At 41.3% G+C, this 24,688-nt stretch carries 27 protein-coding genes and 1 pseudogene; 24 read left to right on the top strand and 4 right to left on the bottom strand.

The features are described 5' to 3' along the window. Positions 1-28: 28 nt before the first annotated feature. On the bottom strand, positions 29-1,219 hold the full coding sequence (gene fabV, locus EJP82_RS14735) for an enoyl-ACP reductase FabV (protein ID WP_127192824.1): 1,191 nt from the start codon (positions 1,217-1,219) through the stop codon (positions 29-31). A gap of 223 nt (positions 1,220-1,442) precedes the next feature. On the opposite strand from fabV, the gene EJP82_RS14730 reads away from it, so the two are divergent. From EJP82_RS14730 to EJP82_RS14690, 9 genes are all read left to right on the top strand, one after another. After that, positions 1,443-2,843 (top strand): M1 family metallopeptidase, encoded by a 1,401-nt coding sequence (locus tag EJP82_RS14730; RefSeq protein WP_127192823.1) that lies wholly within the window; start codon positions 1,443-1,445, stop codon positions 2,841-2,843. Positions 2,844-2,924: 81 nt separating this feature from the next. Then, entirely contained in the window at positions 2,925-3,251 is a 327-nt protein-coding gene (locus EJP82_RS14725; RefSeq protein WP_127192822.1) for an ArsR/SmtB family transcription factor, read from the top strand. Between the two features lie 115 nt (positions 3,252-3,366). Continuing rightward, the gene (gene arsB / locus EJP82_RS14720; protein WP_127192821.1) at positions 3,367-4,428 is read left to right on the top strand and encodes an ACR3 family arsenite efflux transporter; all 1,062 of its coding nucleotides are present in this window, start codon (positions 3,367-3,369) and stop codon (positions 4,426-4,428) included. A gap of 20 nt (positions 4,429-4,448) precedes the next feature. Further along, positions 4,449-4,868 carry an arsenate reductase (thioredoxin) gene (arsC, locus tag EJP82_RS14715; RefSeq protein ID WP_127192820.1) on the top strand — a complete coding sequence of 140 codons (420 nt, stop codon included), beginning with the start codon at positions 4,449-4,451 and terminating at the stop codon, positions 4,866-4,868. Positions 4,869-5,023: 155 nt separating this feature from the next. Continuing rightward, entirely contained in the window at positions 5,024-6,085 is a 1,062-nt protein-coding gene (gene selD, locus EJP82_RS14710) for a selenide, water dikinase SelD (protein ID WP_127192819.1), read from the top strand. 60 nt (positions 6,086-6,145) lie between these two features. Beyond that, positions 6,146-7,183, top strand: a complete 1,038-nt coding sequence (mnmH, locus tag EJP82_RS14705) for a tRNA 2-selenouridine(34) synthase MnmH (RefSeq protein ID WP_127192818.1) — start codon at positions 6,146-6,148, stop codon at positions 7,181-7,183. A 232-nt stretch (positions 7,184-7,415) separates the two neighbouring features. Next, positions 7,416-8,324 (top strand): chitosanase, encoded by a 909-nt coding sequence (locus EJP82_RS14700; RefSeq protein WP_127192817.1) that lies wholly within the window; start codon positions 7,416-7,418, stop codon positions 8,322-8,324. A gap of 199 nt (positions 8,325-8,523) precedes the next feature. Beyond that, positions 8,524-9,474, top strand: coding sequence for a LacI family DNA-binding transcriptional regulator (locus EJP82_RS14695; RefSeq protein WP_127192816.1), 951 nt, complete (start codon positions 8,524-8,526; stop codon positions 9,472-9,474). Positions 9,475-9,556: 82 nt separating this feature from the next. After that, positions 9,557-10,204 carry an HAD family hydrolase gene (locus EJP82_RS14690; protein ID WP_127192815.1) on the top strand — a complete coding sequence of 216 codons (648 nt, stop codon included), beginning with the start codon at positions 9,557-9,559 and terminating at the stop codon, positions 10,202-10,204. Positions 10,205-10,255: 51 nt separating this feature from the next. Here EJP82_RS14690 and EJP82_RS14685 read toward each other — a convergent pair whose 3' ends face one another. Together EJP82_RS14685 and EJP82_RS27975 are read right to left on the bottom strand one after the other, a co-directional pair. Beyond that, positions 10,256-10,510: a hypothetical protein gene (locus tag EJP82_RS14685; protein ID WP_127192814.1), complete on the bottom strand. Its 255-nt coding sequence runs from the start codon at positions 10,508-10,510 to the stop codon at positions 10,256-10,258. A 153-nt stretch (positions 10,511-10,663) separates the two neighbouring features. Further along, on the bottom strand, positions 10,664-10,801 hold the full coding sequence (locus tag EJP82_RS27975; RefSeq protein ID WP_170220194.1) for a hypothetical protein: 138 nt from the start codon (positions 10,799-10,801) through the stop codon (positions 10,664-10,666). A 155-nt stretch (positions 10,802-10,956) separates the two neighbouring features. On the opposite strand from EJP82_RS27975, the gene EJP82_RS14680 reads away from it, so the two are divergent. The 4 genes from EJP82_RS14680 (at position 10,957) to EJP82_RS14665 (ending at position 12,785) form a co-directional block, all read left to right on the top strand. Then, on the top strand, positions 10,957-11,214 hold the full coding sequence (locus tag EJP82_RS14680; protein WP_127192813.1) for a hypothetical protein: 258 nt from the start codon (positions 10,957-10,959) through the stop codon (positions 11,212-11,214). A 14-nt stretch (positions 11,215-11,228) separates the two neighbouring features. Continuing rightward, entirely contained in the window at positions 11,229-11,684 is a 456-nt protein-coding gene (locus EJP82_RS14675; protein WP_246054152.1) for an alpha/beta fold hydrolase, read from the top strand. A 571-nt stretch (positions 11,685-12,255) separates the two neighbouring features. After that, positions 12,256-12,465, top strand: a complete 210-nt coding sequence (locus EJP82_RS14670) for a helix-turn-helix transcriptional regulator (RefSeq protein ID WP_127192811.1) — start codon at positions 12,256-12,258, stop codon at positions 12,463-12,465. Further along, positions 12,462-12,785: a hypothetical protein gene (locus tag EJP82_RS14665; RefSeq protein WP_127192810.1), complete on the top strand. Its 324-nt coding sequence runs from the start codon at positions 12,462-12,464 to the stop codon at positions 12,783-12,785. Before EJP82_RS14670 ends, EJP82_RS14665 begins: the two co-directional genes overlap by 4 nt. Before the next feature lie 429 nt (positions 12,786-13,214). Here EJP82_RS14665 and EJP82_RS14660 read toward each other — a convergent pair whose 3' ends face one another. After that, positions 13,215-13,586, bottom strand: a complete 372-nt coding sequence (locus EJP82_RS14660) for a MerR family transcriptional regulator (protein ID WP_127192809.1) — start codon at positions 13,584-13,586, stop codon at positions 13,215-13,217. Positions 13,587-13,604: 18 nt separating this feature from the next. On the opposite strand from EJP82_RS14660, the pseudogene EJP82_RS14655 reads away from it, so the two are divergent. The 11 genes and pseudogenes from EJP82_RS14655 to EJP82_RS14605 form a co-directional block, all read left to right on the top strand. Continuing rightward, a pseudogene (locus tag EJP82_RS14655) lies at positions 13,605-14,576 on the top strand (MFS transporter); the annotation flags it as partial. A gap of 180 nt (positions 14,577-14,756) precedes the next feature. Next, complete coding sequence (locus tag EJP82_RS14650) at positions 14,757-15,182, top strand: DMT family transporter (RefSeq protein ID WP_127192808.1); 426 nt, start codon at positions 14,757-14,759, stop codon at positions 15,180-15,182. A 50-nt stretch (positions 15,183-15,232) separates the two neighbouring features. Then, entirely contained in the window at positions 15,233-15,928 is a 696-nt protein-coding gene (locus EJP82_RS14645; RefSeq protein ID WP_127192807.1) for a Crp/Fnr family transcriptional regulator, read from the top strand. Between the two features lie 35 nt (positions 15,929-15,963). Continuing rightward, complete coding sequence (locus tag EJP82_RS14640) at positions 15,964-16,446, top strand: DMT family transporter (protein ID WP_127192806.1); 483 nt, start codon at positions 15,964-15,966, stop codon at positions 16,444-16,446. A 26-nt stretch (positions 16,447-16,472) separates the two neighbouring features. Beyond that, complete coding sequence (locus EJP82_RS14635; protein ID WP_127192805.1) at positions 16,473-16,874, top strand: NUDIX hydrolase; 402 nt, start codon at positions 16,473-16,475, stop codon at positions 16,872-16,874. A 205-nt stretch (positions 16,875-17,079) separates the two neighbouring features. Beyond that, positions 17,080-18,843 (top strand): sensor histidine kinase, encoded by a 1,764-nt coding sequence (locus EJP82_RS14630; protein WP_246054150.1) that lies wholly within the window; start codon positions 17,080-17,082, stop codon positions 18,841-18,843. Then, positions 18,840-19,640 (top strand): response regulator transcription factor, encoded by an 801-nt coding sequence (locus EJP82_RS14625; RefSeq protein WP_127192804.1) that lies wholly within the window; start codon positions 18,840-18,842, stop codon positions 19,638-19,640. The genes EJP82_RS14630 and EJP82_RS14625 overlap by 4 nt, the downstream gene beginning before the upstream one ends. Beyond that, positions 19,640-20,962, top strand: a complete 1,323-nt coding sequence (locus tag EJP82_RS14620; RefSeq protein ID WP_127192803.1) for an extracellular solute-binding protein — start codon at positions 19,640-19,642, stop codon at positions 20,960-20,962. Before EJP82_RS14625 ends, EJP82_RS14620 begins: the two co-directional genes overlap by 1 nt. Positions 20,963-21,185: 223 nt before the next feature. Beyond that, entirely contained in the window at positions 21,186-22,598 is a 1,413-nt protein-coding gene (locus EJP82_RS14615) for an ABC transporter substrate-binding protein (protein WP_246054148.1), read from the top strand. A gap of 60 nt (positions 22,599-22,658) precedes the next feature. Then, entirely contained in the window at positions 22,659-23,633 is a 975-nt protein-coding gene (locus EJP82_RS14610; RefSeq protein WP_127192802.1) for a carbohydrate ABC transporter permease, read from the top strand. A 3-nt stretch (positions 23,634-23,636) separates the two neighbouring features. Continuing rightward, positions 23,637-24,491, top strand: coding sequence for a carbohydrate ABC transporter permease (locus EJP82_RS14605; RefSeq protein WP_127192801.1), 855 nt, complete (start codon positions 23,637-23,639; stop codon positions 24,489-24,491). Positions 24,492-24,688: the final 197 nt, after the last annotated feature.

The following is a 24,688-nucleotide window of genomic DNA, read 5'->3' as shown; positions in this document are numbered from 1 at the left end:
GTATATTCATTAAATGATGTGTAGTAACTTATACTAAATTCGGAATATCGACTGAAGGGTCAATATTTGCATCAAAATCTACACCGTCGGTATGGAAGCCAAAGAGTTGGAAGAAGTCTTGACGGTAACCTTCAAGATCAGCCAAGTCAAGAACATTGTCTGACTGAAGTTCATCCCACCGCTTCATGACCTCAGTTTGAACGTCTTCACGCATTTCCCAGTCGTCAACACGGATCAAGCTACTACTTTCAGCCGTAGCAGGGTTATTGCCATACAGATGTTCGGAGAAGAGGCGGTACATTTGCTGGATGCAATTTTCATGTAGTCCTTTTTCTTTCATCACTTTGTAAAGTGCTGAGATATATAGTGGTACTACAGGAATAGCTGAGCTGGATTGGGTAACTAGAGCCTTATTAACCGATACAAACGCTCGTCCGTTCTTCGAAGCAAGCAAGTCGTTCAGTTTATTGGCAGTTTGCTCAAGATCATTCTTCGCTTTACCAATGGTACCTTCACGATAAATCGGGTGTGTGATCTCTGGTCCAATGTAGGAGTATGCGACAGTAGTGGCACCGTCCGCAAGCACTCCAGCTTCCAGAAGCTGATCCATCCACATTCTCCAATCCTCACCGCCCATAACGGCGATCGTTTGGCGAACTTCTTCTTCTGTAGCAGGCTCGATCGTGGTTAATGAAACCTCGCCGGTGTGGAAGTTCAATGTTTTATTCGAATAAGCAGTCTCAACTGGCTTAATGACAGAAGAGAAGGTTTCTCCTGTTACCGGATGAGTACGACGAGGAGAAGCTACACTGTATACAACTAGATCTATCGTGCCATACTCAGCTTTGATTAATTCTATCGTTTTTTCTTTGATGGCATCTGAGAAAGCATCGCCAACAATACTGTGTGATTTCAAACCAGTTTCAGCAGCCTTTTGTTCAAGAGCAGCTGAATTATACCATCCAGCAGATGCAGTACGTTGACCTTCTGCCGCCTTGTCAAAGAATACCCCGATCGTATTTGCTCCTGCACCAAATGCAGCAGTAATCCGAGATGCGAGACCATAACCAGTAGAAGCCCCGATCACAAGAACATTTGCTGGTCCGTCGATTTTTTTCTGAGCTTTTACATATTCAATTTGACTCTCTACTTGCTTAGCACATCCCGCAGGATGAGCTGTTGTGCATATAAAGCCGCGTGTTTTTGGCTGTATTATCATATAGAATTCCCCTTTATTATGTATTTAAAGTTTTAAAGACCTCTAGTGAATTATAGCAAACCCAAATTACTTATTCAAAGCATTTAGTTTTTCCTAAGAGGATAGGTATGTTCAAAGTAAACTAATCTATCCAAGAAGCGTTTAAATACTAGATTGAATATTTGAAATTATTAGGTAATTTCTAGATGAAGGAGGGCTTAGTATCAGTATATGGAAGAAACTAATGATCGTATTCATTGTGCTCATCATATATTTATGTTCTTGGATGATAAAAAAGCCAGATGATAAAAGTGTTGATGTGATTGTTGTAAAGAAAGACTTAACAGATTATAAAGCTATGGGAAAGTCAGCAGGAACAAAAAGTGAATATACTATCGATTTGAAGATGGATGAGGCAGGAAACATTACGGTCCAAGCCAACATTAATATAACGAATACATCGGAAGAAGACTGGTCAGAAGTACAGCTATACTTTATACCAAATATGTTTACAAAGGAATCGTCCCCACTATTAGAAAAGCCTGCTACGGTTGAAATTGACTCTGTGAAACTTAATGATGTCTCGGTTAAGCACTCATTAATAGGAGATACATTGGCAATACCCTTAAATGAACCAATACTCCCGAATGGACAGACCGATGTTGAAGTGGAGTATAGATTCACTATGCCCGAAAAAGGATGGAGATTTACTACATATAAAAATAATTATTATCTAGCACAATGGTATCCCATGGTTCCAACATACCGTAATGGCTGGAATAAAGAAGAATATATACCGAATGCCGGAGAAACCTATCATACAACACACAGTAATTTTAAGTTGAATTATGAAATACCCGATAACTTTACGTTTGTTAGCTCTTATCAAAACGATACTTTTCCTAGTAAGAATAAGGATTCTATCTACATTGAAAATGTGAAGGAAGTTTTTATTGGTATTTTAAAAGAACCTATAGTAAGTAGTATGCAAGTTCGCAATACTGAAATCCGTGTCTTTGGTTTTGAAAGTAAGACTGAAGCCAGAAATGTAGCTTTATTAGCAGAGAAGGCTCTTACATATTTTCAAAAAAATTTAGGTCCATATCCTTACAAACAGTTAGATATCATAGTAAATGATACCGGGGAGTATCAAGGAATGGAGTACCCTGGGGTCGTTACCGTAAGCTCACCACTAGTTCAGTTGAACAGAACGGTCGTACATGAAATTGCTCATCAATGGTTTTATGGGATTATAAATAATGATCCTTACTATGATGCATGGCTTGATGAAGGGATAACAACCTTTGCTACAGCTTTGTTCCAATCAAAAGAGGAAGGTAACGAGTTAAAACTCTCTTTACTCGCAAATATGGAACCATATCATTCTAATTTACCACTTAATCAATACCCTTCAGATACACGGAGTTATTATATCTACTATCAGTCTGCTTATCGTTTATGGGAGATCTTCAAACAACATGGGGGTGTGGAGCAAGCGGAACTATTTTTACAGGATTATTATAGTCTCTACAAATTCAAAGAAGTAGACACGAAAGAGTTTGTTTCTTTTCTTAAATTCGAATTAGATTTACAGGACGATTCACTATTGAAAAACTGGTTAACACTTGAGGAAAGTACTCAATAAAGACTTATAATTGATTACATATTATAATACAATTATATAAGCATGTGACTTTGAACTCATCATTAATGGAGGAGGACATTCATGGATACGATAGATACGATGGCGGAAACATTCAAATTGCTAGGGGATAAGTCTAGACTTACGATTCTAGGCCTGTTGAAGGAAAAGGAATTATGTGTTTGTAATATCGTAGATATGATGCAAATGTCGCAACCAAGCATCAGTCAACATTTACGAAAGATGAAAGCAGGAGGCTTAGTGAAGGAAGTATGTAAAGGAAAGTGGACTTATTATTCTTTAACGATTGAGGATAAACCCTATGTCAAAGACATTCTGATCCATGTTCCTTCACAAGCATCAAAAATTAGTTTGCTAGATGAACAGTTGTCGGCTTCAGTCTGTGATTGATAACTTTGATTATAAAGTTATGTATAACATATAAACATATTATTATTTACTTATATGATGACACATGTATAATGTTGTTGTAGGAAGTAATAAGTTTAAAAAGGAGATACATGTGATGGCCCAAGGAGCTTCAAAAAAAATGTCATTCCTCGATCGATACTTGACCATTTGGATCTTTGGTGCGATGGCGGTTGGCTTACTTCTCGGAGCGATAATACCTAATTTCTCAGAAGTATTGTCCCAAATGCAGGTAGGAACAACCTCCATTCCCATTGCCATCGGTCTAATCGTCATGATGTACCCACCGCTAGCTAAGGTGAAATATGAGAAGCTCGGGCGGGTATTCAAGGATTGGAAGGTATTGCTGCTATCGTTGGTACAAAACTGGATTATCGGTCCAATTCTAATGTTCTTGTTGGCGATCCTCTTCTTGAGTGACATGCCGGAGTATATGATCGGATTGATCATGATCGGTCTCGCACGATGTATTGCGATGGTGTTGGTATGGAGTGATTTGGCCAAAGGAGATCCTGAATATACAGCAGGTCTCGTCGCTTTCAACTCCATCTTTCAGATTGTGTTCTACTCGGTGTTCACGTATGTGTTTATTACCGTATTACCTGATTGGTTCGGAGTTCAAGGTGCTGAAGTGAATATTTCGATGGGGCAAATTGCCGAAAGTGTATTCATTTACTTAGGAGTTCCTTTTATGGCCGGATTGCTATCAAGGGTAGTAGGGATCAAGTTGAAAGGTGCAGACTGGTATGAACAAGTATTTATTCCAAAGATCAGCCCATTAGCGCTTATTGCCTTATTGTTTACGATTATCTTAATGTTCTCACTTAAAGCGGGTCTGATTGTATCCTTGCCACTTGATGTTGTTCGGATTGCGATTCCGATGATCATCTATTTTGTTGTCATGTTCCTACTATCTTTTTATATGTCTAAAAGATCAGGCACGTCTTATCCTGTAGCATCTTCGTTGTCATTTACGGCAGCAAGTAATAACTTTGAACTCGCAATTGCAGTCGCGATCGGCGTGTTTGGACTAGATTCTGGCGTTGCATTTGCTGCTGTCATTGGACCTTTAGTGGAGGTTCCCGTATTAATCGCTCTAGTTAACGTAGCGCTTTGGATAAAACGCAAGTATTTTGACCCTTCACTTATAAAACCATAAAGGAGTCGAACGATAATATTATGCAGAAGAAGACGATATATTTCTTGTGTACCGGGAATTCTTGTCGAAGTCAAATAGCAGAAGGTTGGGCCAAAAGATACTTGGGGGACAACTGGGATGTATACAGCGCAGGCATAGAAGCGCATGGACTTAACCCAAATGCCGTTAGGGCGATGAATGAGGTAGATATTGATATTTCAGGTCAAACGTCAGATATTATTGATCCAGAACTACTTAACCGTGCAGATTTAGTAGTTACATTATGCGGTGATGCAGCCGATCGTTGTCCAATGACACCTCCGCATGTGCAGCGTGAACATTGGGGGTTTGATGACCCTGCTAAAGCTCAAGGAACTGATGAACAAAAATGGGCCGTGTTCCAAAGAGTCCGTGACCAGGTTGGTGAGCGGATAAGACAATTTGCGGAGACAGGCGAATAACAATGAGAGACAGCCGAGATTATTCTCGGCTGCTTTTCTTTAACCCTTGATATATGCGATACGGTATAGAGCTATTTTATTTTGTACAATAATAATTGCATCGTGTAAGATTAAATAAGTAGTTTTATATCACTAAAGGAGCTGGAACATCCAATATGTCACAATCTGAAACAATAAAATTGACTTCATTATCTTCCAAAGGAGGTTGCGGCTGCAAAATAGGTCCTGCCGATCTTAGTCAGGTTCTACGTAGTCTCCCACCTACTGTACCAAATCCCAATTTGTTAGTAGGAACAGATACTAGTGACGATGCGGGTGTATACCGCTTAAATGATGAGCTAGCTTTAGTGCAAACTCTAGATTTCTTCACGCCGATTGTAGACGACCCTTATTCATTTGGACAGATTGCAGCTGCCAATGCTCTAAGTGATATCTATGCCATGGGAGGCAAGCCGCTTACGGTACTTAATATTGTAGCTTTTCCGATCTCAGTTCTTGATAAAAGTGTTCTCACGGATATTTTGCGTGGTGCAGCAGATAAAGTACAGGAAGCAGGAGCTACGCTTGTAGGCGGTCACTCTATCGACGATAAAGAGCCGAAATTTGGCTTATCTGTTACAGGACTTATCCACCCGGACAAAGTTAGAACGAATGCAGCAGCCCGCGTGGGAGACAAGCTCATTTTGACCAAACCTATCGGTGTGGGTATCTTAACTACTTCTATTAAGAAGGATCAATTATCTGCAGACGAAACAACACGTCTTATTCAGGTCATGTCTACGCTTAATAAAACGGCTGCTGAAATTATGGAACCTTATGATGTCCATGCTTGTACGGACGTAACTGGATTTGGTCTGCTCGGCCATGCTTCAGAAATGGCAAAAGGAAGCGGATTGGGTCTAATAATTCATCAGGACGCTGTACCTTTACTACCTAGAGTAAGGGAACTAGCTGAAGAAGGTTTTGTGCCTGGAGGGACTAAGAATAACTTTGCTCATTTGGAGGGAAGTATCCTTTATCCTGAGCATATGGATCAGATCAGCCGTTACATCCTATGTGATGCAGTAACATCAGGCGGATTGTTAATCTCTGTTGCCGAAGAGCAAAGCGATAAATTACTAGCGGAACTTCGAGATGCCGGTGTAGAAGCCGCCATGATTGGTGAAGTAACGAAGGATCATCCTGGGCAGATCACAGTGACCGCGAAGCAAGTATAAATTGAATCTGCATCAGAGGACTTCTATTCGCCGCTGTACAGAACTAGAGGAGAGAAAGCTTTGTTTCAGGATATTACTATAGAAGAGCTAAGAATGCTAAAGGACAGTAAAGAGCTGACAATTGTTGATGTCCGTTCACCTTCCGAATATGATGACTCAACGCTGCCTGGCAGTCTGAATATACCTTTATTCGATGATCAGGAACGGGCAGAAGTTGGTACGCTATATAAGCAGACCAGTGTGCAGGCTGCGAAAGACCGGGGGTTGGAGATTGTATCCGCCAAACTACCAGCTTTTATTAAAGAGTTTGGAGCGTTACCAGGAGACAAGGTCGTATTCTGTTGGAGGGGAGGGATGCGAAGCCGTACTTCAGCAACCGTACTTTCCTTGATGGATATTCACGCCTACCGGCTGGTTGGTGGTTACAAGGCATACCGCAAATGGGTATTGGACAACCTGGATTCCTACAATTTCAAGCCAAAGTCTTATGTTTTTCATGGATATACAGGAACTGGTAAAACAAACCTTCTTCATCGCCTGAAGAGATTAGGTCATCCCGTGATGGATTTGGAGGGGTTGGCAGGGCACCGTGGCTCCATATTTGGAGAAATTGGACTCAAGCCAAACAATCAGAAAACCTTTGATAGCCTTCTACTTGAGCATTTGATCGAGCTGGAGCATTCTCCTTATGTTCTATTTGAAGCTGAGAGTTCACGGATTGGAAAAGTTGTTATGCCGTCATTCATGACTCAGCAGAAAGAAGTGGGAACGCAAATTTGGATTGAAATGCCGCTTGAGTCTAGAGTGCAGCAAATCCTCGAGGATTATCGACCAGAACAATACAAGGAGCAATATATTACTGCATTCCGGGCAATCAAATCTCGGATTCACGTACCGGTTGCAATAGAGATCGAACGATGCTTGCAGGCGGACTTGTTCGCTGAGGCTGTGAAGCTGATACTGGAGTATTATTATGATCCAAGGTACAACCATTCTTCCCATCAATATGAGGGAGTCGAGAAGGTTGCTTTCACGGTAAACAACTTAGATGAAGCAGAAGCTGCCGTAATCTCTTATCTGTCCAGCCAGAGTATGTAGTAGTATCTTTATTAATTAGCTCCTATCAAAGGATTTTTTCTTCCATGATAGGAGTCTATTTTTTTAGAGAGCATCATCACCCGAATTCGCATATCTGGATCAAAAAAATATTTTTAAATAACAACATCTAAAAAAAGGAAATATTACCATGCATGTAGAATAGACATGATGAAGGGAGGAAACCTGCTGCATAAATGTTAAAGCGCTTATACTTTTAGGAGGAGTGATTAATTTGTTAAACACCAAACAGAATTCAGGTTCAAAGAGATTGAAGTTTTCTTTGTTGGTCTTACTAAGCTTTGTAATTACTATTTCATTTGGCCTTCTGTCTAATCCTTTTCAATCAAAAAGTTATGCAGCAACGAATCCCGATAGCAACTTTTCTCCGGCAACACTCAAATTTTTAAAAGATAATACAGGTCTTGATGGTGAGCAATGGAACAATATTATGAAGCTTGTTAACAAACCGGAGCAGGACGATCTTAATTGGACTAATTATTATGGATATTGCGAGAAACTAACGGATAAACGTGGATTTACTATCGGTATATTTGGGGCAACTACTGGTGGGGCAAATGATACTGGACCAGATGGACCTGATCTATTCAAGGAATACGACAAGGTAAAGGGAGCAACTAATCCATCAGTTAGCGGAGCATTGAAGAGACTTGGTATTAATGGCTCCATGAGTGGTTCAATCTTGGTCATCAAAGACAGTGATAGTGCCTTCATCAAGAAAATTAACGCCCTGCAAAACGACCCAGCATGGAGAGAAGCAATGTGGAAAACCTTCTATAATGTCTATATTAAATATAGTGTACAGCAAGCAAACCAACGGGGATTTAAAACTGCCTTAACCATTGGCTCATTTGTTGATGCAGCTTTGAATCATGGGGCAACAGGGGACTCCAACAGTCTTCAAGGACTTCTAAAGAAATCCGGAACTAGCACAAATGAGAAGACTTTTATGACTAGTTTCTACGCGAAGCGTACATTGATTGTGGATACAAATGATTACAACCAAGCACCAAATGGGAAGAATCGTGTTAAGCAGTGGAGCACTCTACTCAGCCAAGGTGAAACCGATCTAAAAGGTGCAGATGCAGCTATTGTTAAAGTGACGAATTGGGAGATGCAATAAAGTTGTAAATCCATTTTTTTATTGACTTAAAGTTAAACCGCTTTAACTTTACAGGTTGAAGAAGTGATTTATTACAAAATATAATTAACAGAGAACCCGGCAATGATTGCGGGTTCTTTTTTTTACCAATACACCGAGTTAAACTTACAAAATAAGTTATAATAAATGAAATAAATATACATTTAGAAAGAAGGACTGTATGGCTAACATTAACGAGATTGCTAAGATAGCTGGTGTATCCGTCTCGACTGTGTCGAGGGTGCTAAATCATCATAAATACGTATCTGAAGACAAACGCGCAGCAGTCCAGAAAGTAATTAATGACATGAACTACACGCCGAATAGAAATGCAATCGACCTCATTCGCGGCGAAACCAAAACGATTGGATTCATCATTCCTTACAACAATAATCAAGCGTTTGATCAAATGTTGCACGGTGCACTTAATAAGTCTGTGGAGAAAGGCTATACGATTACTGTACTACCCACAAAATACAATAAAGAGAAAGAGATAGAATATCTCTCTATGCTAAAGAATAAATTGCTAGATGGAATCGTGATCACTTCGAGAGCAAATCCCTGGGAAGCCATCATACCTTATTCGCAATATGGGGAAGTAGTTTCTTGTGAATACACGGAACATCCCGAAATTGGATGTGCATACATAGATAGATACTCCTCTTATCTTGAAGTATTTCAATATCTTAAGGAGAAAGGGCACACCACCGTAGCCTTTACTGCTGCTAGAGGGATGCAAAGCGTCAGTACTCAACAAACGATAGCTGCTTATAAAGAAATCTTTGGAGAGCTTCGACCAGAATTGTACTATCCAGATTGCTATAACATGGAGGACGGCTATCTTGCTGGAAAGAAGTTACTTGCTTTACCTGCAAGACCAACTGCAATATATGCTAATGGAGATGAAATAGCTGGTGGGATTTATCAGTACGCTCGTTCCCTACATATGAATATACCTGAAGATTTAGCTATTATAGGCCAAGAAAATCAACCCATTGGTATAGCATTAGATTTTTCTTCGGTTGACCATCAATTAATCAAAGTTGGAGAACAAGCTTTTGATCTCGTCATCCAGAAATCAAGACAAAAGGTTAATATCCCTTATCGAATTATTCATCGTTCATCAATCTAAGTAAATCTAAGTGTTGACATGAAATCCATTTCATACTTTACCATGTGCTTAATACGAAGAATACATGGGAGGATGATCGATTATGTATACTACATTTATTTATGATGTTGATGGCACACTAATTAATACAGAGTTAGCGATATTAAGTTCACTCCAGAAGATGCTTAAGATAGATTATGATAGAGATTTTGGGCAACAGGATTTGTTATTTGCACTCGGAATCCCTGGAACTTATGCACTTCGACAATTAGGAATTCATGAGATGAGTATCCCCATGGCAGAAGCTCGGTGGAATTACTTTACAAAGGATTTTTCTAGTTCCATCGAAGTGTTTAATGGCATTAATGATTTAATGAATATAGCTCAAGAGAGTGAAATCACTCAAGGTATTGTAACATCGAGAACATCTGAAGAATTCACAAATGATTTTGTACCCTTTGGCCTTACAAGCTATTTAACACACATTGTCGTTGCGGATGATACGGAGAGACACAAGCCGAATCCTGATCCCTTATTAAAGTTTCTCGAGATCTCAGGTGCTGATCCTTCAACCTCTATTTATATAGGCGATACGATATATGATTATGAATGTGCACGAGATGCTGGGGTAGATTTTGGGTTAGCGTTATGGGGTTGTAAGAATCCTGAGCAAATCCCGGCAAAATATAAATTTGAAACACCATTTGATGTCATCAAGTTGCTAAACCAAACTCAAGTTGAAATAATATAATTAATGCGATTAAATAATGACAAAAGGAGCTGTTCTTTAGCTCCTTTTTGTCTACTTACGATATGTACTTTTAACGATTAATGCCAACTCCTCGGGAGACTCAATTGCACCCTCTGATACCCATTTAATTAAGACACTCCAATACCCACCTATAACGAAAGCTAAGGCATAGCGCCCATTTCGATCTATAGACTCCTCGTCAATGTATGGTTTAACTACCTTACGACCCTCAGCTAATAACCACTCATGCTTATTCATTAAAAATAACAAAAGGTTGTTTTTTTTCAGTTGCACTAAAAAATCCAAATGGTTGCTCCAAAACTCAAAATAGGCTTTTGATAAAGAATGAAGTGAGAATTCAGGTAATAATTTCACCTTATTTATATGTTACGTAACTATCATTTCGCAATACAGATCAAGCATATCTTCTTTTGATTTAAAGATCCGATAAAATGTTCTTCAGTCCAATTGTGCTTTTTCCGCTATTTCCTTGATTTTAATTTCTTTGAACGGCTTTTCTTGCAACAAGCTAAGCAATGCCTCAATGAACCAATTTTTTGATTGGATAACTAGAGGGTGTTCACGCTGATTCAGCATGTATAATTCTCCTTTTGCATTTGTCTCATTTATCTAAAAATGTAGCACTTTCCGCCGTTATATTGACCGTTACCGTATTAAACTATTTTGTTGTAGATAATTAAAAGTCAAAAGTTCAATTGATACATAGATCGAGTTTTAGGAGGGAATCTATTATGAACTTTGCACAGCATATTGAGGCCTATCAGAAGTCCCATCCATTATTGGTTAAGAGAATAAATGGGGTAGACTTCAGATATACTTTTTCCGGTAAGGGAGGGAAGACACTAGTTTTACTTGTCGGAGGGTTGGGATTATCCATAGCCTATTGTAACCTTGTATTCGTTTTAGAGAAGAAATATCAAGTCATTACTTTTGATTTCCCCGTGGTTATAAGACGAATGCGGAACTTGCTGATAGTATTAAGCTATTGATTAGAGAGATTGGCTTGGAAAAAGTAGTGCTTGTGGGACAGTCACACGGTGGATTCCTTGCCCAAGTCATTGCACAAAGACATCCTGACATGGTGGATGGGTTAGTGATATCAAATTCTGGTTGTATGTATGAAGGACTGGATGATGAAAGAATCTATATGACTGAGTTTTTCCGTTATATGTTCAGTAAATTAACAAATAAGGGCGAGCGGCATATGTGTAATTTAATGATCGATTTGCTTGCCATCCCTAGAATGAGTAAAAGAGATTTTGCGTATTTTGACGGGAAAGTTCTACATCTATTATCCAAAGATGACAATACTTTTAGTGAAGGTATCAAAGCTGGATTAACTGAAATGATGACCAATCCTGAAGTCTCTACGGAGCCTGATGGGGGGCATCTTGCATTGATCTTGAAGATTGATGATTTCATAACACAGGTAAGCAGATTCATCGACGAAAAATTGTAAACTAGTATCCTATAAATTGATCTACATAAACTGTTCCATCAAAGCCTGAGAAATCAGGCTTTTTCGTGTCGTTATGTCACAGGACAAGAACATAGTCTTTTAAGAAATCACACCCTGTGTGGTTTTTCTATTTTAAGGGATCAAGTTCTTGTCCTGTGATCGAGACATGAACTTGATCCCTTAGCCGATAATGGACAAGAACTTAGTCTCATTGCCGATTAGATAGTTATTAAATCATATTTCGGTGGTAAAATCGCACAGGTAAAATATTCATTCAGATGAAATATCGACACTTTAGGCGGCTACTTCACTAGTTGCTGCTGAAGATGATGATGATTAGCCGGATTCTCCATAAAGAAGAGAAACTACTTGATTTGTAAAGCTACGCAGGAGGATAGGGGAAAAAGCAGTTAGTGTGCCCCACACTGCATGGATTCTTAAACTTAAACAAGCATGCTTTCACAATGATGAGTTTCCAGACACTTCCTAGTTCAATGCTTGACAAAATGTAACTACTTAATTACAATAAAAATGTAATCAAGTAGTTACATTAAGTAAGGGGTGAATTACATTGATTGAAAATCGCATTAAAATTTTGAGGGCTGTACAGGATTGGACACAAGCTGATTTGGCTGAACTTCTTGGGGTATCACGACAGGCAATTATATCCATCGAGAAATATAAATATACACCATCACTGGAGCTAGCCTTCAAAATTGCAAAAGTATTTAATGTATCTATTAATGAAGTATTTACACTGAAGGAGGATGATAAATCATGATTTATAAATCAGTAATGATAGTTGTGATGTTTGTATTAGGTGTAGGGCTTTTTGGTAATGTATTTTACAAAGCTAGTAAAAGTCTAAAATATAAAAATGATGAACGCTGGCAATTGATTCAGAATAAGGCGAACCAAGCGATATATTGGTACCAAGGTTTAATTACAATAGTATTTAGTATCATATTGGCTGTAGATTTATTTAATCCTTTTCAAATTAGTCTCAGTGTTTCTAATGCAATCTTATCTGCATTTATGTTGCTGTTTCTACAACATGGAATTGAATTAATTTCCTTAATTTATTTTGATAAAAAATTATAAGACGGCAGCATCAAAAATCTTGTATAAATAAGCCATTTTGGGTTTTTGAACTCAAGCCTACCACGAAAATATTAGCAAGTTTATCTTCTTTAGCAACAACATCTATACTAGTAGTAACATGGTGAGGTAATAAACTTTTTTTATGATAGTCTACCCGTCAAATAAACTATAAAGATCGGTTCTGTGTACAAACCATTGCCAGTTAAGTACGCCCTTACCTAGAGAACTGCGAACAGAAAAATGTTACAGCTCGAACCTTGTGAACGCATACATAAAAAAGCATGATTCATTAGATTAAGCCCAAATTATGGGCTTCTTTTTGTGCCTAGATTTAGGGAGAGTCAGTTAAGGGATCAAGTTATTGTCCTACAAGGGACTATGTTCTTGTCCTCCGACACGTTACGGCGAAAGTTGATACTTTTGAAAAGCTTACATTTTTGAAATTCGAACAGAGATCTTAATTAAATACTCTTCATAATCTTTAACTGAAAGATCATCTAACAAAACATCCTCATAAAAAAATCCCTTTATTTCTATGCTCTTTTCATTAATATATCTTATTATTCGATCATAAGTGTCATGTACGCTCCAGGGTCCATCGTTATGATATGCGGTTAAATAGAGTCCTTTTTCTCGCTTGAAGTTTGAGTATTTTGATTGTTCACTAACCCTAGTAAAAAGATAATTATATTTGAATGTTTCATTTTCATTTGCTAATACACTTTTTGTATCTATCATCCAGCCTATCGTGTGAGAGGCATCAATACTATAAATGTTCAAGTACTTTTCATGTTTTATCATAGAATCGTAGATGCTTGAAAGAAAATCATCATCATTGGCTTATTCCTTTTTGGTATTTCAGAACTTATCTTTGGTCTAGGCACAGATGTGTCGGTGCTTTATATATCAAGATTTCTAGGTGGGATAAGTGCCGCCTTTATTATGCCAGGTGTTACTGCCTATGTTGCAGATATTACAACTGTTCAGGAACGCCCTAAAGCGATGGGCTGTATTTCTGCCGCGATAAGTACGGGTTTTATTATTGGACCAGGCGTCGGTGGATTTATTGCAGAATATGGTTTACGCATGCCTTTCCTTTTTGCAGCAGCTATTGCCTTTTTAGCAGGGATTTCATCTGTATTTATTTTAAAGGAGCCGCTAACAAAGAATCAGCTAGCAGAAATTTCTGCTAATACAAAGCAAACAAACTTTATAAGCGATCTAAAAAAATCACTTAATCCGCTTTACTTTATTCCATTTATCATTATATTTGTTCTATCTTTCGGTTTATCAGCCTATGAAACTGTTTTTAGCTTATTTTCTGATCATAAATTCGGCTTCACGCCAAAGAACATTGCAACTATTATTACAATTAGCTCAATCTTCGGCGTTGTTGCTCAAGTATTTATGTTTGAGAAAACGGTGAATAAGCTAGGTGAAAAGAAACTGATTCAATGCTTTTTAAATATCGGTGGGGTATTAGCCGTGGCATCCACTATGATCTCTAGCTTTTTGGCAGTGCTAGCGGTAACTTGCTTCCTCTTCCTCGCTTTTGATTTACTTCGTCCAGCATTGACTACATTTTTATCAAAAACAGCTGGGAAAGAGCAGGGATTTGTTGCGGGAATGAACTCAACTTACACGAGTTTAGGTACAATCGGTGGGCCTGCCATGAGTGGAATATTATTTGACGTAAACATCCACTATCCGTATCTTTTCTCTGCTGTCATTATGGTCATTGGCTTCGGTATAACAGTTATATGGAAAGAAAAAAATCCGCAAAGGGCTTAGATTGCAGTAATCTGTCTCGCTCTAGGTTTAATGATAGTTGAATCAAACAAGGAGCAGTTTGCCCATGGCAACTGCTCCTTGTTTTCGTTAAGCTCCGTTCCTTGAGGACATATGTCCTTTCCATACGATAAGATATATCATTTAATTAAGACACAGCTAAATAGAGGAGAGAGAGAAGTCATGAGAGGGATTTTATTTGCGTTTTTAGGCGGGGCCTTTATTACCTTGCAAGGTGTTGCAAATGCTCGGATTAGTCAAGATATTGGAACTTGGCAAGCGGCGGCAGTAACCCAGTTTACCGGATTTGTTGCGGCCTTTCTAATTCTAATGGTTGTGAGAGAGAAAAATTGGCAAGGTTTGAACAAAGTGAAGCCGTTATATCTTGCGGGTGGCGCTTTTGCGGCTGTCATTATATTCTCTAATGTTACCGCTATTCAACATGTTGGAGTTACCTTAACTGTATCGACTGTGATGATTTCTCAGCTATGTATGACATTCTTAATTGATACTAAAGGCTGGTTTGGCTTATTGAAGCAGAAGATGCTGCTTCCGCAATTCATTGGAATCGCGATGATGATCGCTGGTGTAGTGATAATAAAATTTTGATAAACTAATCAGTAGACATGACTCTTGACAGCTGGAGGCGAAACCAAGCAATGAAAGAAATTCAAGACCGGAAGTTACTACATTCTTACATACAATCGCATCATATCGAGTCCATATTTAATGAACCATTAATACCGCACTTATCGTTGTACAGCTTTGATCAAGGGGAACTCATTTGCTCCCAAGGCGAACCATCACAGCACCTTTATGTACTTGTTAAGGGGAAAATAAAAATTTATAACCAATCTGCAGAAGGCAGAAGACTGGTGATCTCTTTTAAAACACCGCTTGAGGTGATCGGGGACATTGAATACATTCAGGGGATCGATATTATCAATACTGTTGAGGCGGTATCGCCTGTCTGTATGATTGGTGTTCATTATCGCTGGCTGAAGCAATTCAGTAGTGATTATTCTCCGCTACTTAATTTTTTGTTGGACATCATTACACGTAAATTTTTGATCAAATCCAATTCCTTTAGTCTTAATTTGATGCATCCGGTGGAAGTCCGGTTGGCTAGTTATATACTGTCTGTCTCTTTTGACGAATCCAATGCTTTATTCAGAGGGCAGTTAAGCACATCTAGTTTGACGGATGTATCGAACTTAATTGGAACCAGCTACAGACATCTGAATCGGGTCATCCAAAAGCTTAGTGCAGCAGGCCTCATTGAGCGCAATAGGGAGTATATCGTGGTTAAGGATCGTGAAGGATTAAGTGCATTGGCAAGTCGTAATATCTATTAACAAAATTCTAATCTTAAAATAGGGGAGTAACGGATATGATTCTTGGCCTATTATTAGCGTTTGTCGCGGGTTCATTGGTCGGTTTACAAAATATTTTCAACAATAAAGTGAATGTACATGCAGGGTCTTGGTCAACAACTACCTTAGTGTTGGGTTTGGGATTCGTTGCCTCACTGACGCTGGGTCTTATCTTTGAAGGTAAGCAAATGTTTGCCTTACAAAACATGCAGCCTTGGTTCTGGTTCAGTGGTTTGATTGGAGTTGGAGTGGTTGTATGTATGGTCAATGGAATCAAGTTACTTGGTCCAACGTATGCCATTTCTATAGTTCTGACAGCACAGCTTGGTTGTGCATTATTATGGGACTCGTTAGGTTGGTTAGGTGTAGAGAAAGTTCCATTTACCCTCAACAAGTTGATTGGTGTGTTGGTTATTGTCGGAGGTGTCATCGTATTTAAATTTGGTGGCGCAAGAAAAGTCCAGCAGTCTTCAAAGAAAGCAAGTAAGGCTATAAATTAATAATTATTATAAAGGTGGAGAATTCAATGACAACAACTATAGATAAGATCGCATGGATACACGTTGAAAATGGTCAGCTATTATGTGCTCGTTCTAAGGGCAAAGATCTCTATTATATACCAGGAGGCAAAAGGGAGCCGGGCGAAACGGATAGCGACACGCTTGTGAGAGAAGTAGAAGAAGAATTATCTGTACAGATCAAGAGCGAAACCATCTCGCATTTTGGAACTTTCGAAGCTGGTGCACACGGTAAATCGGAAGGCGTTATAGTAAAAATGACTTGTTATGCTGCGGAATTTGAAGGAGAATTAAATCCTGCTGCTGAGATAGAAGAATTGGCTTGGCTAAACTATAGTGATCGAAACCATGTATCTTCAGTTAGCCAACTGATTTTCGACAAATTGCAGGAGATGAAATTGCTATCGTAGAACTGGTAAGTTGTGTTGACAATACCTGTATCCTTATTGGATTAATCCAATGAGGATACAGGGAATCTAGCACAGCTTTCCACAATTATTCCTTAGCGGATAATTAGTAAACATGCTAATATAATTGCAGGAAGTTTTGAAAGCCCTTACATAGTGGTGCGGGTGATCGTTCCATAATCCCATGAAGAAGGGAGGAAGCTACTGCGTGCGGCGGATACTACCCAGGTTAAATTTCAATACGCTGCGGAATCAAATGCTTCTCGGATTTCTCGCTGTCATGCTGATCATTCTGATTTTTGTCGGGGGGATTACATTCCATTCGGTCTCGACGCTGCTCAAGAACAACGCAGAGAAGCATATTCAGCAAACTGCGATTCAGGCTAATGGACGCCTTGAGGGAATTCTCGAACAGATCAATTCTCTAACGACGCTGGTATCGACAAACGAGTATATACAGCAACTGCTTTTACGGGATTTAGAAGGTCAACCGGCTACCTTTGCGGAACGACAGGCGCTGCCACCTATTATCAATCTGGTCCAAATCTACACGGATGGCATCAAATCTGTTGAGCTTTACAACAAAGACGGGGCGGTGCTGTACCCTCTCGATGGCAGCAGCCTGAGAGATAAGGTGCCTGAGGACTGGATTAAACTGGCGACGAGGAAGGAAGGAAGCCTCGTCTGGTTCGGAATCGACCCGCTCGATTCCACATCACTTTTAGCGATTCGACAAATCAGCATCATCGATAGGTATTTCACGACTGGCGGGTATTTGCTCATCCGCTTAGATCGCAGCAAGTTTGCGCTGAAAAGCTCAGTGTCTGGGGAAGGGGAAGCGGAAACAGTGCTGCTCCTCGCTTCCGACGGACAGTTGATCACGTCCAACGATAACACCATTTCAGAAAAGACAGCGGCGATGCTTCTGGAGGGTTCCAATGATCAGATTGCTTCCATCGGTAACAGGTCCTTTATCGTCGTCAAACAGCGGTCTTCCGTATCTGGATGGACGCTGCTCATCTTAACGCCGGTTAACGTCATCACCAAAGGCATATCGGTCTTGCGGACGACCATTGTCGTATCGGCCATCATGGGTACTTTGCTATTCATCTTACTTTCTTTTTTTCTGTCTACCCTAATTACCCGGCCAGTGTTTAAGCTGATCAAAGCCATGAGAGGTACCCGTCTCGGCATTCTGAAGCCCATCGAAAATGTATCGTCCACCATGGAAATTAAGGAACTTAATTATTCCTATAACAAAATGATCGATAACATCAATGAGCTGATCCAGTTGGTTTATGAGAAAGAGTTATCTCGGAGTCACACCGAGTTAAAGGCACTTCAAGCTCAAATCAATCCACATTTTTTGTTTAATACCTTGGATGTTCTGTACTGGTCGCTACTGGACAAGGATCAAGATCAACTGGCCGAGTATGTTGTCGCCATGTCTGATTTATTTCGGTATACCATCACTGGGCCGAGTAAAGGGGAATGGGTGAAGCTGCAAGATGAACTGGAGCATGTGAAGCGATATATGCTCATTATGAAGATGCGATTTGAAGACCGCCTAGATTGGGAAATCGAGGCTCCTCCAGAATTTGCAGATGTAGAGCTACCCAGGTTGTTGCTGCAGCCACTCGTGGAGAATGCCGTATTGCATGGAGTCGAGAGTAAAATTGAACCCGGTTGGATAAGGCTGACGGTCGCGCGCGACGGAGAACGGATTGCCATTACGGTGGAGGACAACGGTGTGGGAATGGATGAGGAAAAGCTGCGCTCCCTTGTGGAAGGGCTGGAAAGCGGGGAAGTGTCTTCGTCTAAAGATTCCGGCGTGGGAATCGCCAATGTGCAGAGGAGACTTCAACTGTTTTTTAATAATGAGCAGAGCGCGGTATTATCCATTGATAGCCGGAAGGGCAAGGGCACTCGTATCAGTATCCAAATTCCTGTCCGAGGAGGCAAAAAGCCATGAGGAGCCGAATGATTCTTATCGTCGACGATGAACTGAGATCGAGAGAAGGAATGAAGAAAATACTTGAGGTATGGGCAGCCGGTCAATATGAGATCCTCACGGCAAGCAATGGGGTCGCCGCTATGCAAATTCTTGAGGAGATTCCCGTGGAACTTATGATAACGGACATACGCATGCCGGAAATCAGCGGGCTTGCTTTAATAAGCCAAATGAGGGAGAAAAGAATCCAGCGTAAGCCATCCGTTATTCTCATCTCCGGCCATGCCGAGTTCGAGTACGCCCAGCAAGCGATTCATTTGTCCGTAGTGGACTATTTACTCAAGCCAGCCAGCCGAGAAAAGCTGATTGCATCCGTAGAGGATGCTCTAAAGGCAGGGGAAGAGCAAGAACATATTGTCTTCATGCGGAAGATGGCTGATCCGCAATTGATGGCCATAAGGGAAGAAGAAGCTGCATTAAGCGATCCGGTCCGCCAGGCGATGCACTATGTGGAAATGCATATAGAGGAGGCGATCAGCCTGCAGGAAGTCGCTGGGCATGTACATCTGAACGGGAGTTATTTCAGTTCGCTTTTCAAAGAGCAATGCCAGATGAACTTCAGCGAATACGTCGCTCGTAGAAAATTGCAGAAAGCAAAGGAATTGCTGTTGAAAACAAATCTGCCCATAGCGGAAATTGCAAGTCGTACCGGTTATCAGACCGTAAAATATTTTAACAAACTGTTTAAGGAGTACGATGGGATGAGTCCGGGACAGTATCGATCCAAAAGGAACGGTATGGATGGCCATATCCAATAATGACTCGACAAGGGGGGATACCCACGAAGAGAATCGTAGTATATTGTGCCGTATTCCTGGTCTTGCTGCTGATAATGACCGCTTGCGGCGGCAACGAAGGGAACAGTTCCAAGAGTAACGGTGAGAAAATAACTTTAAAAATGATGCATCTATGGTCAGATGGCAACAACTCCGCGCAAAACAAAATGGTAAAAGAAATCATCAGTGAGTTTGAAGAAGCCAATCCGAATATCACCATCACGACGGAAGTACTTGAAAATGAACAGTACAAGAGCAAACTGAGGGTGCTTGCCGCATCCAATGATCTGCCGGACATCGGGTTCACTTGGGCAGCCGGTTTCATGGATCCCTATGTTAAGGGAAACAAGTTTGCGGTCATGGACGATCTTTTGCAGGGCGAGTTGAATGGGAAATTCGTAGCTGGCACGACCGAAGCGTATTCATTTGATGGCAAGACGTATGCTCTCCCGGTCGAACTAAACATTGTTCCGATCTATTATAACAAAGAAATATTTTCGAGATATGATCTACAGCCTCCCCAAACCTTAAAAGATCTGAAAGCGATCATCCGAACGCTGAACGATAACGGAGTTCCCCCCGTTACACTTGGCGGTAAGGACGGTTGGCCGGCTTCCTTCTGGTACATGTACTTGGCTGATCGTATAGGGGGACCGGACCTACTGGATAAAGCCGTTGTGAACCAGGACTTCACAGACCCTTCCTTGCTTGAGGCTGCAAGACAAGTAGAAGAGCTGGTGAACCTGAACACATTCATCAAAGGATATAATGGTTTATCCAATGACGAAGCCAAAGAACAGTTTATGAACGGGAATTCGGCCATGTACGCCATAGGTACTTGGGAACTGCCTAATTACACGACCGCTGAGGACGTATCCGAAGAATTTAAAGCCAAGATAGGTTATTTCAAGTTCCCGACGGTTGCAGGTGGCAAAGGCAATGTTGATGATTGGGTTGGTGGTCCAGGGACAGGATTGTTTGTTTCTCAACATTCTGAGTATGCTCGGGAGGCTAAAAGTTTCGTCAGCTTCTTCGTTCAGAAATGGGGAGAGCATTCCGTTGTTGATGCGGGTGTAATACCCGCTACCAAAGTAGATACCGCGGCCATCAAGCTCCCGCAAATGTTCATTGATCTATTAGACGAATTGAACAAGGCCAACAAAGTAACCCTTTATCTAGATACCCAGATGAAGCCAGCCGCTTCCAGTAGGCACATTAATCAGGTTCAGGCGTTGTTCGGCAAAGCGGTCACTCCGGAAGAATTCATCAAGAAACAGGATGAAGCCCTAAAAGCGGGTAAGTAAACAAAGGTAATGTCACGGATAATTGAGACCCCAAGGTAGAGATCCCTTGGTGTCTTTTTTTATTAAAGAAAGTATAAGTTCCTAACGGATTCCAAGGAACACAACCCAAAAATAGTGGAAGTATCCCCAAAGAATGGTTCCTTATGCGAATGGATCATTGGATCTATAATTATGTATGCGGTTACATAAAACCGAGGAATCAATATAAAAGGGGAGGTTAAGTATGAAACGCATGAAAGGTATGAAACGTATTTTCGTCGGACTCTCTGCAATACTGGTGATGTCATCTGTTCTTACTGCATGTGGTGGGAAATCAAACACAGACTCATCCAGCTCAAACTCAAGTCAAGCTCCATCAACTAACACTGCCGCGGAGCCAGCAAAAAGTGATTCGAAAGTCACCATCAATCTCTGGAGCTTCACGGACGAGATTCCGAACATGACCAAAAAGTATAAAGAAACTCATCCCGACGCGAATGTGGAGTTCAAAACCACGATTGTCGCAACCACCGATGGAGCTTATCAACCGGCTCTTGATCAGGCCCTAGCCGGTGGCGGCAAAGATGCCCCGGACATTTATGCAGCTGAAGCTGCGTTCGTACTCAAGTATACACAAGGTGATGCATCCTCCTATGCTGCCAACTATGCTGACCTGGGCCTTGACGACCAAATGGTAAAGGACGCTGGCATCGCCCAATACTCAGTTGACATCGGAAGTTTAGACGGTAATCTGAAAGGTCTTGGCTATCAGGCGACCGGCGGATCTTTCATCTATCGGCGATCGATTGCCAAGGATGTTTTTGGAACGGACGATCCGGCAACGATTAAAACTGAAGTGGGACCTGGCTGGGATAAGTTCTACGAAGCAGCTGCAAAGCTAAAAGCCAAAGGATATGGCATAGTTTCTGGAGACGGAGATATTTGGCACGCGATCGAGAACAGTTCTGACAAAGGCTGGATTGTCGATGGAAAGCTTCATATCGATCCTAAGCGCGAAGAGTTCCTTGATCTCTCCAAAAAGCTGAAAGATAATAGCTATCACAACGATACACAAGACTGGCAGGAAGGATGGTTCGCCGATATGTCCGGCACAGGTGTCAAACCGGTATTCGGTTTCTTCGGTCCTGCTTGGCTCATTAACTATACGTTAAGCGATAATGCAAAAGATACAAATGGTGACTGGGCAGTTACTGAGCCACCAACAGGCTTCTTCTGGGGAGGAACTTGGTTACTCGCTAACAAAGACGTAGTCAAGGACGAAGCCAAGAAACAAGCTGTTGCGGACTTCATCAAGTGGGTAACGCTCGATACTTCTGAAACTGGCCTCCAGTACTACTGGGCTAACGGAACGATGAAAGATGGCGAGCAAGGCGCGAAGGACAGCGTTGCTTCCTCCGTTGTCATGGATAAGTCTAACGGCGAATTACCATTGGTTGGCGGACAGAACATATTCGACATCTTTGTTCCGGCCAATGCCAACGCATCCGGTAAGAACTTGACTCAATACGACGAAACGATTAACAAGTTATGGCGCGATCAAGTACGCGAATACACTGCGGGCAACAAAGATCGTGACAAAGCGATTGAAACATTCAAGCAACAAGTCAAAGACCAACTTGACATCGATAGCGAATAAGTAGGAGCTGAAGGGGCGGGTATTCCCGCCCCTTCATATCAATTAATGAGGTGAGAGAGCATGCGCCGCAAAGGTGTCAACTATTCGAAATATGGCTATATTTTTACCTTTCCGTTTGTCCTAGCATTTCTGATTTTCTCGCTGTATCCGATCTTATATACCGCTGTCATCGGGTTCACCGACATGAAGGGATTAATACCAAAACCAATCCATATTATGGAGAATCCTTTTCAAAACTTCAAAGATCTCATTTTTGATAACCCCTCGTTCAGGAAGTCTCTGTTCAACACGGGGTTACTTTGGATTACCAACTTTATTCCCCAGATGGTTCTCGCGCTCTTGCTGACTGCATGGTTCACGAACCGACGCCTCAACATTAAGGGACAAGGCGTGTTCAAAGTTCTGCTCTACATGCCCAATATTATCACTGCGAGTACGATCGCCATACTTTTCAGTACTATGTTTTCTTATCCTATGGGTCCCATAAACAGTTTGTTTCAAACGCTGGGATGGTCCGACGCTCCAATATTCTTTCTTCAGGATAAGACGACAGCGCGAGGTATTGTGTCGTTCATCCAGTTCTGGATGTGGTACGGAAACACCATGATTATCCTTATTGCAGGTGTGATGGGCATAAATCCCGCTCTCTTCGAGTCTGCAGCGATCGATGGCGCAAACGGAATTCAAACCTTCTTCCGTATTACACTGCCAAGTCTGCGTACGATATTGCTCTTTACACTGATTACATCGATGGTTGGTGGCTTGACCATGTTCGATATTCCGCAACTTTTCCTTCTGGGCGGACCAGACGACTCCACGCTAACCACATCCATGTTTATCTACGGGCAAGCGTTCAAGGGCAGCTTTATGTATAATCGCGCTGCAGCGGCGAGCATGCTCATGTTCGGGATCGCGGCGATATTGTCTGGATTGCTGTTCTACCTGATGCGCGACCGCGACGCAGCAAAATTGAAAAAAGCGGAAAAGAAATATAGAACTGAAAAGGCTGCCCAAGCAGCCGTGCGGGAGGTGTAACATATGGCGACAATACAAAAAAGTGGAACCGCCAATCGAAAGATAATTAAGACGATTATCTATATCGTCTGCATCTTGTTGGCGGTGCTCAGCATCCTTCCGTTTTGGATCATGTTTGTAAATGCTACACGCTCTACACCGGAAATCCAAAGTGGTCTCTCGCTGCTTCCTTCGACCCATATGATGAGCAACCTGCGAGTGTTGCTCGACAAGAGCTTCGATCCAATTCAAGGGTTCCTGAATTCGTTCATCATTTCCAGTGCTGCAACCCTTTGTACAGTCTATTTCTCGTCCTTGGCAGCTTATGGACTTGTGACCTATAACTGGAGACTGCGCGGGCCATTCTTCACCTTCATCATGTGTGTGATGTTAATTCCTTCACAGGCAAGCGCAATTGGATTCTATCAGTTCATGTATAAATTGCATTGGACAAACAACTTTCTTCCACTGATTCTACCCGCGATTGCAGCGCCGGCAGTAGTGTTCTTCATGCGTCAATACCTTCTTGCAACTCTGTCTTTAGAGATTGTGGAAGCATCACGCGTAGACGGTTCTGGTGAATTCTCCACATTCAACCGGATCATCTTGCCGCTGATGATGCCAGCAGTGGCGACGCAGGCTATCTTTGCCTTTGTGGCCAATTGGAACAACCTGTTCATGCCGCTGATTCTGCTGACGCAGAAGGAAAAATATACGATGCCGATCATGGTAAGCTTGCTTCGAGGTGATATTTACAGGGTTGAGTTCGGCTCAATCTACATGGGGCTGGCTTTGACGGCTTTACCGCTCTTTGTAGTTTACTTCCTGTTATCCCGTTATATTATCGCGGGCGTAGCGCTGGGTGGGGTGAAAGAATAACCCATTGTTAAGCTGGCATTTGAAGAAGAGCACGTACAATAGGCGGATCTCTGGATAAAGTCAAAATGCTGGTGCTCGATATATAAACATCGAAAAGGCTGCCATGTGGCAGCCTTTTTTTTCTGTTACGGGAATGTTCTGTTTTAGTGTACTAGCGGAACTTATAGGGAATAATTAGAACAAATAAATTCTTTCCA

The sequence above is a fragment of the Paenibacillus anaericanus genome, assembly GCF_003994475.1.
In the GTDB taxonomy this organism is placed as follows: domain Bacteria; phylum Bacillota; class Bacilli; order Paenibacillales; family Paenibacillaceae; genus Fontibacillus; species Fontibacillus anaericanus.
Note: the sequence above shows the minus strand (reverse complement) of the source record. Positions and strands in the feature narration are given on the sequence as shown.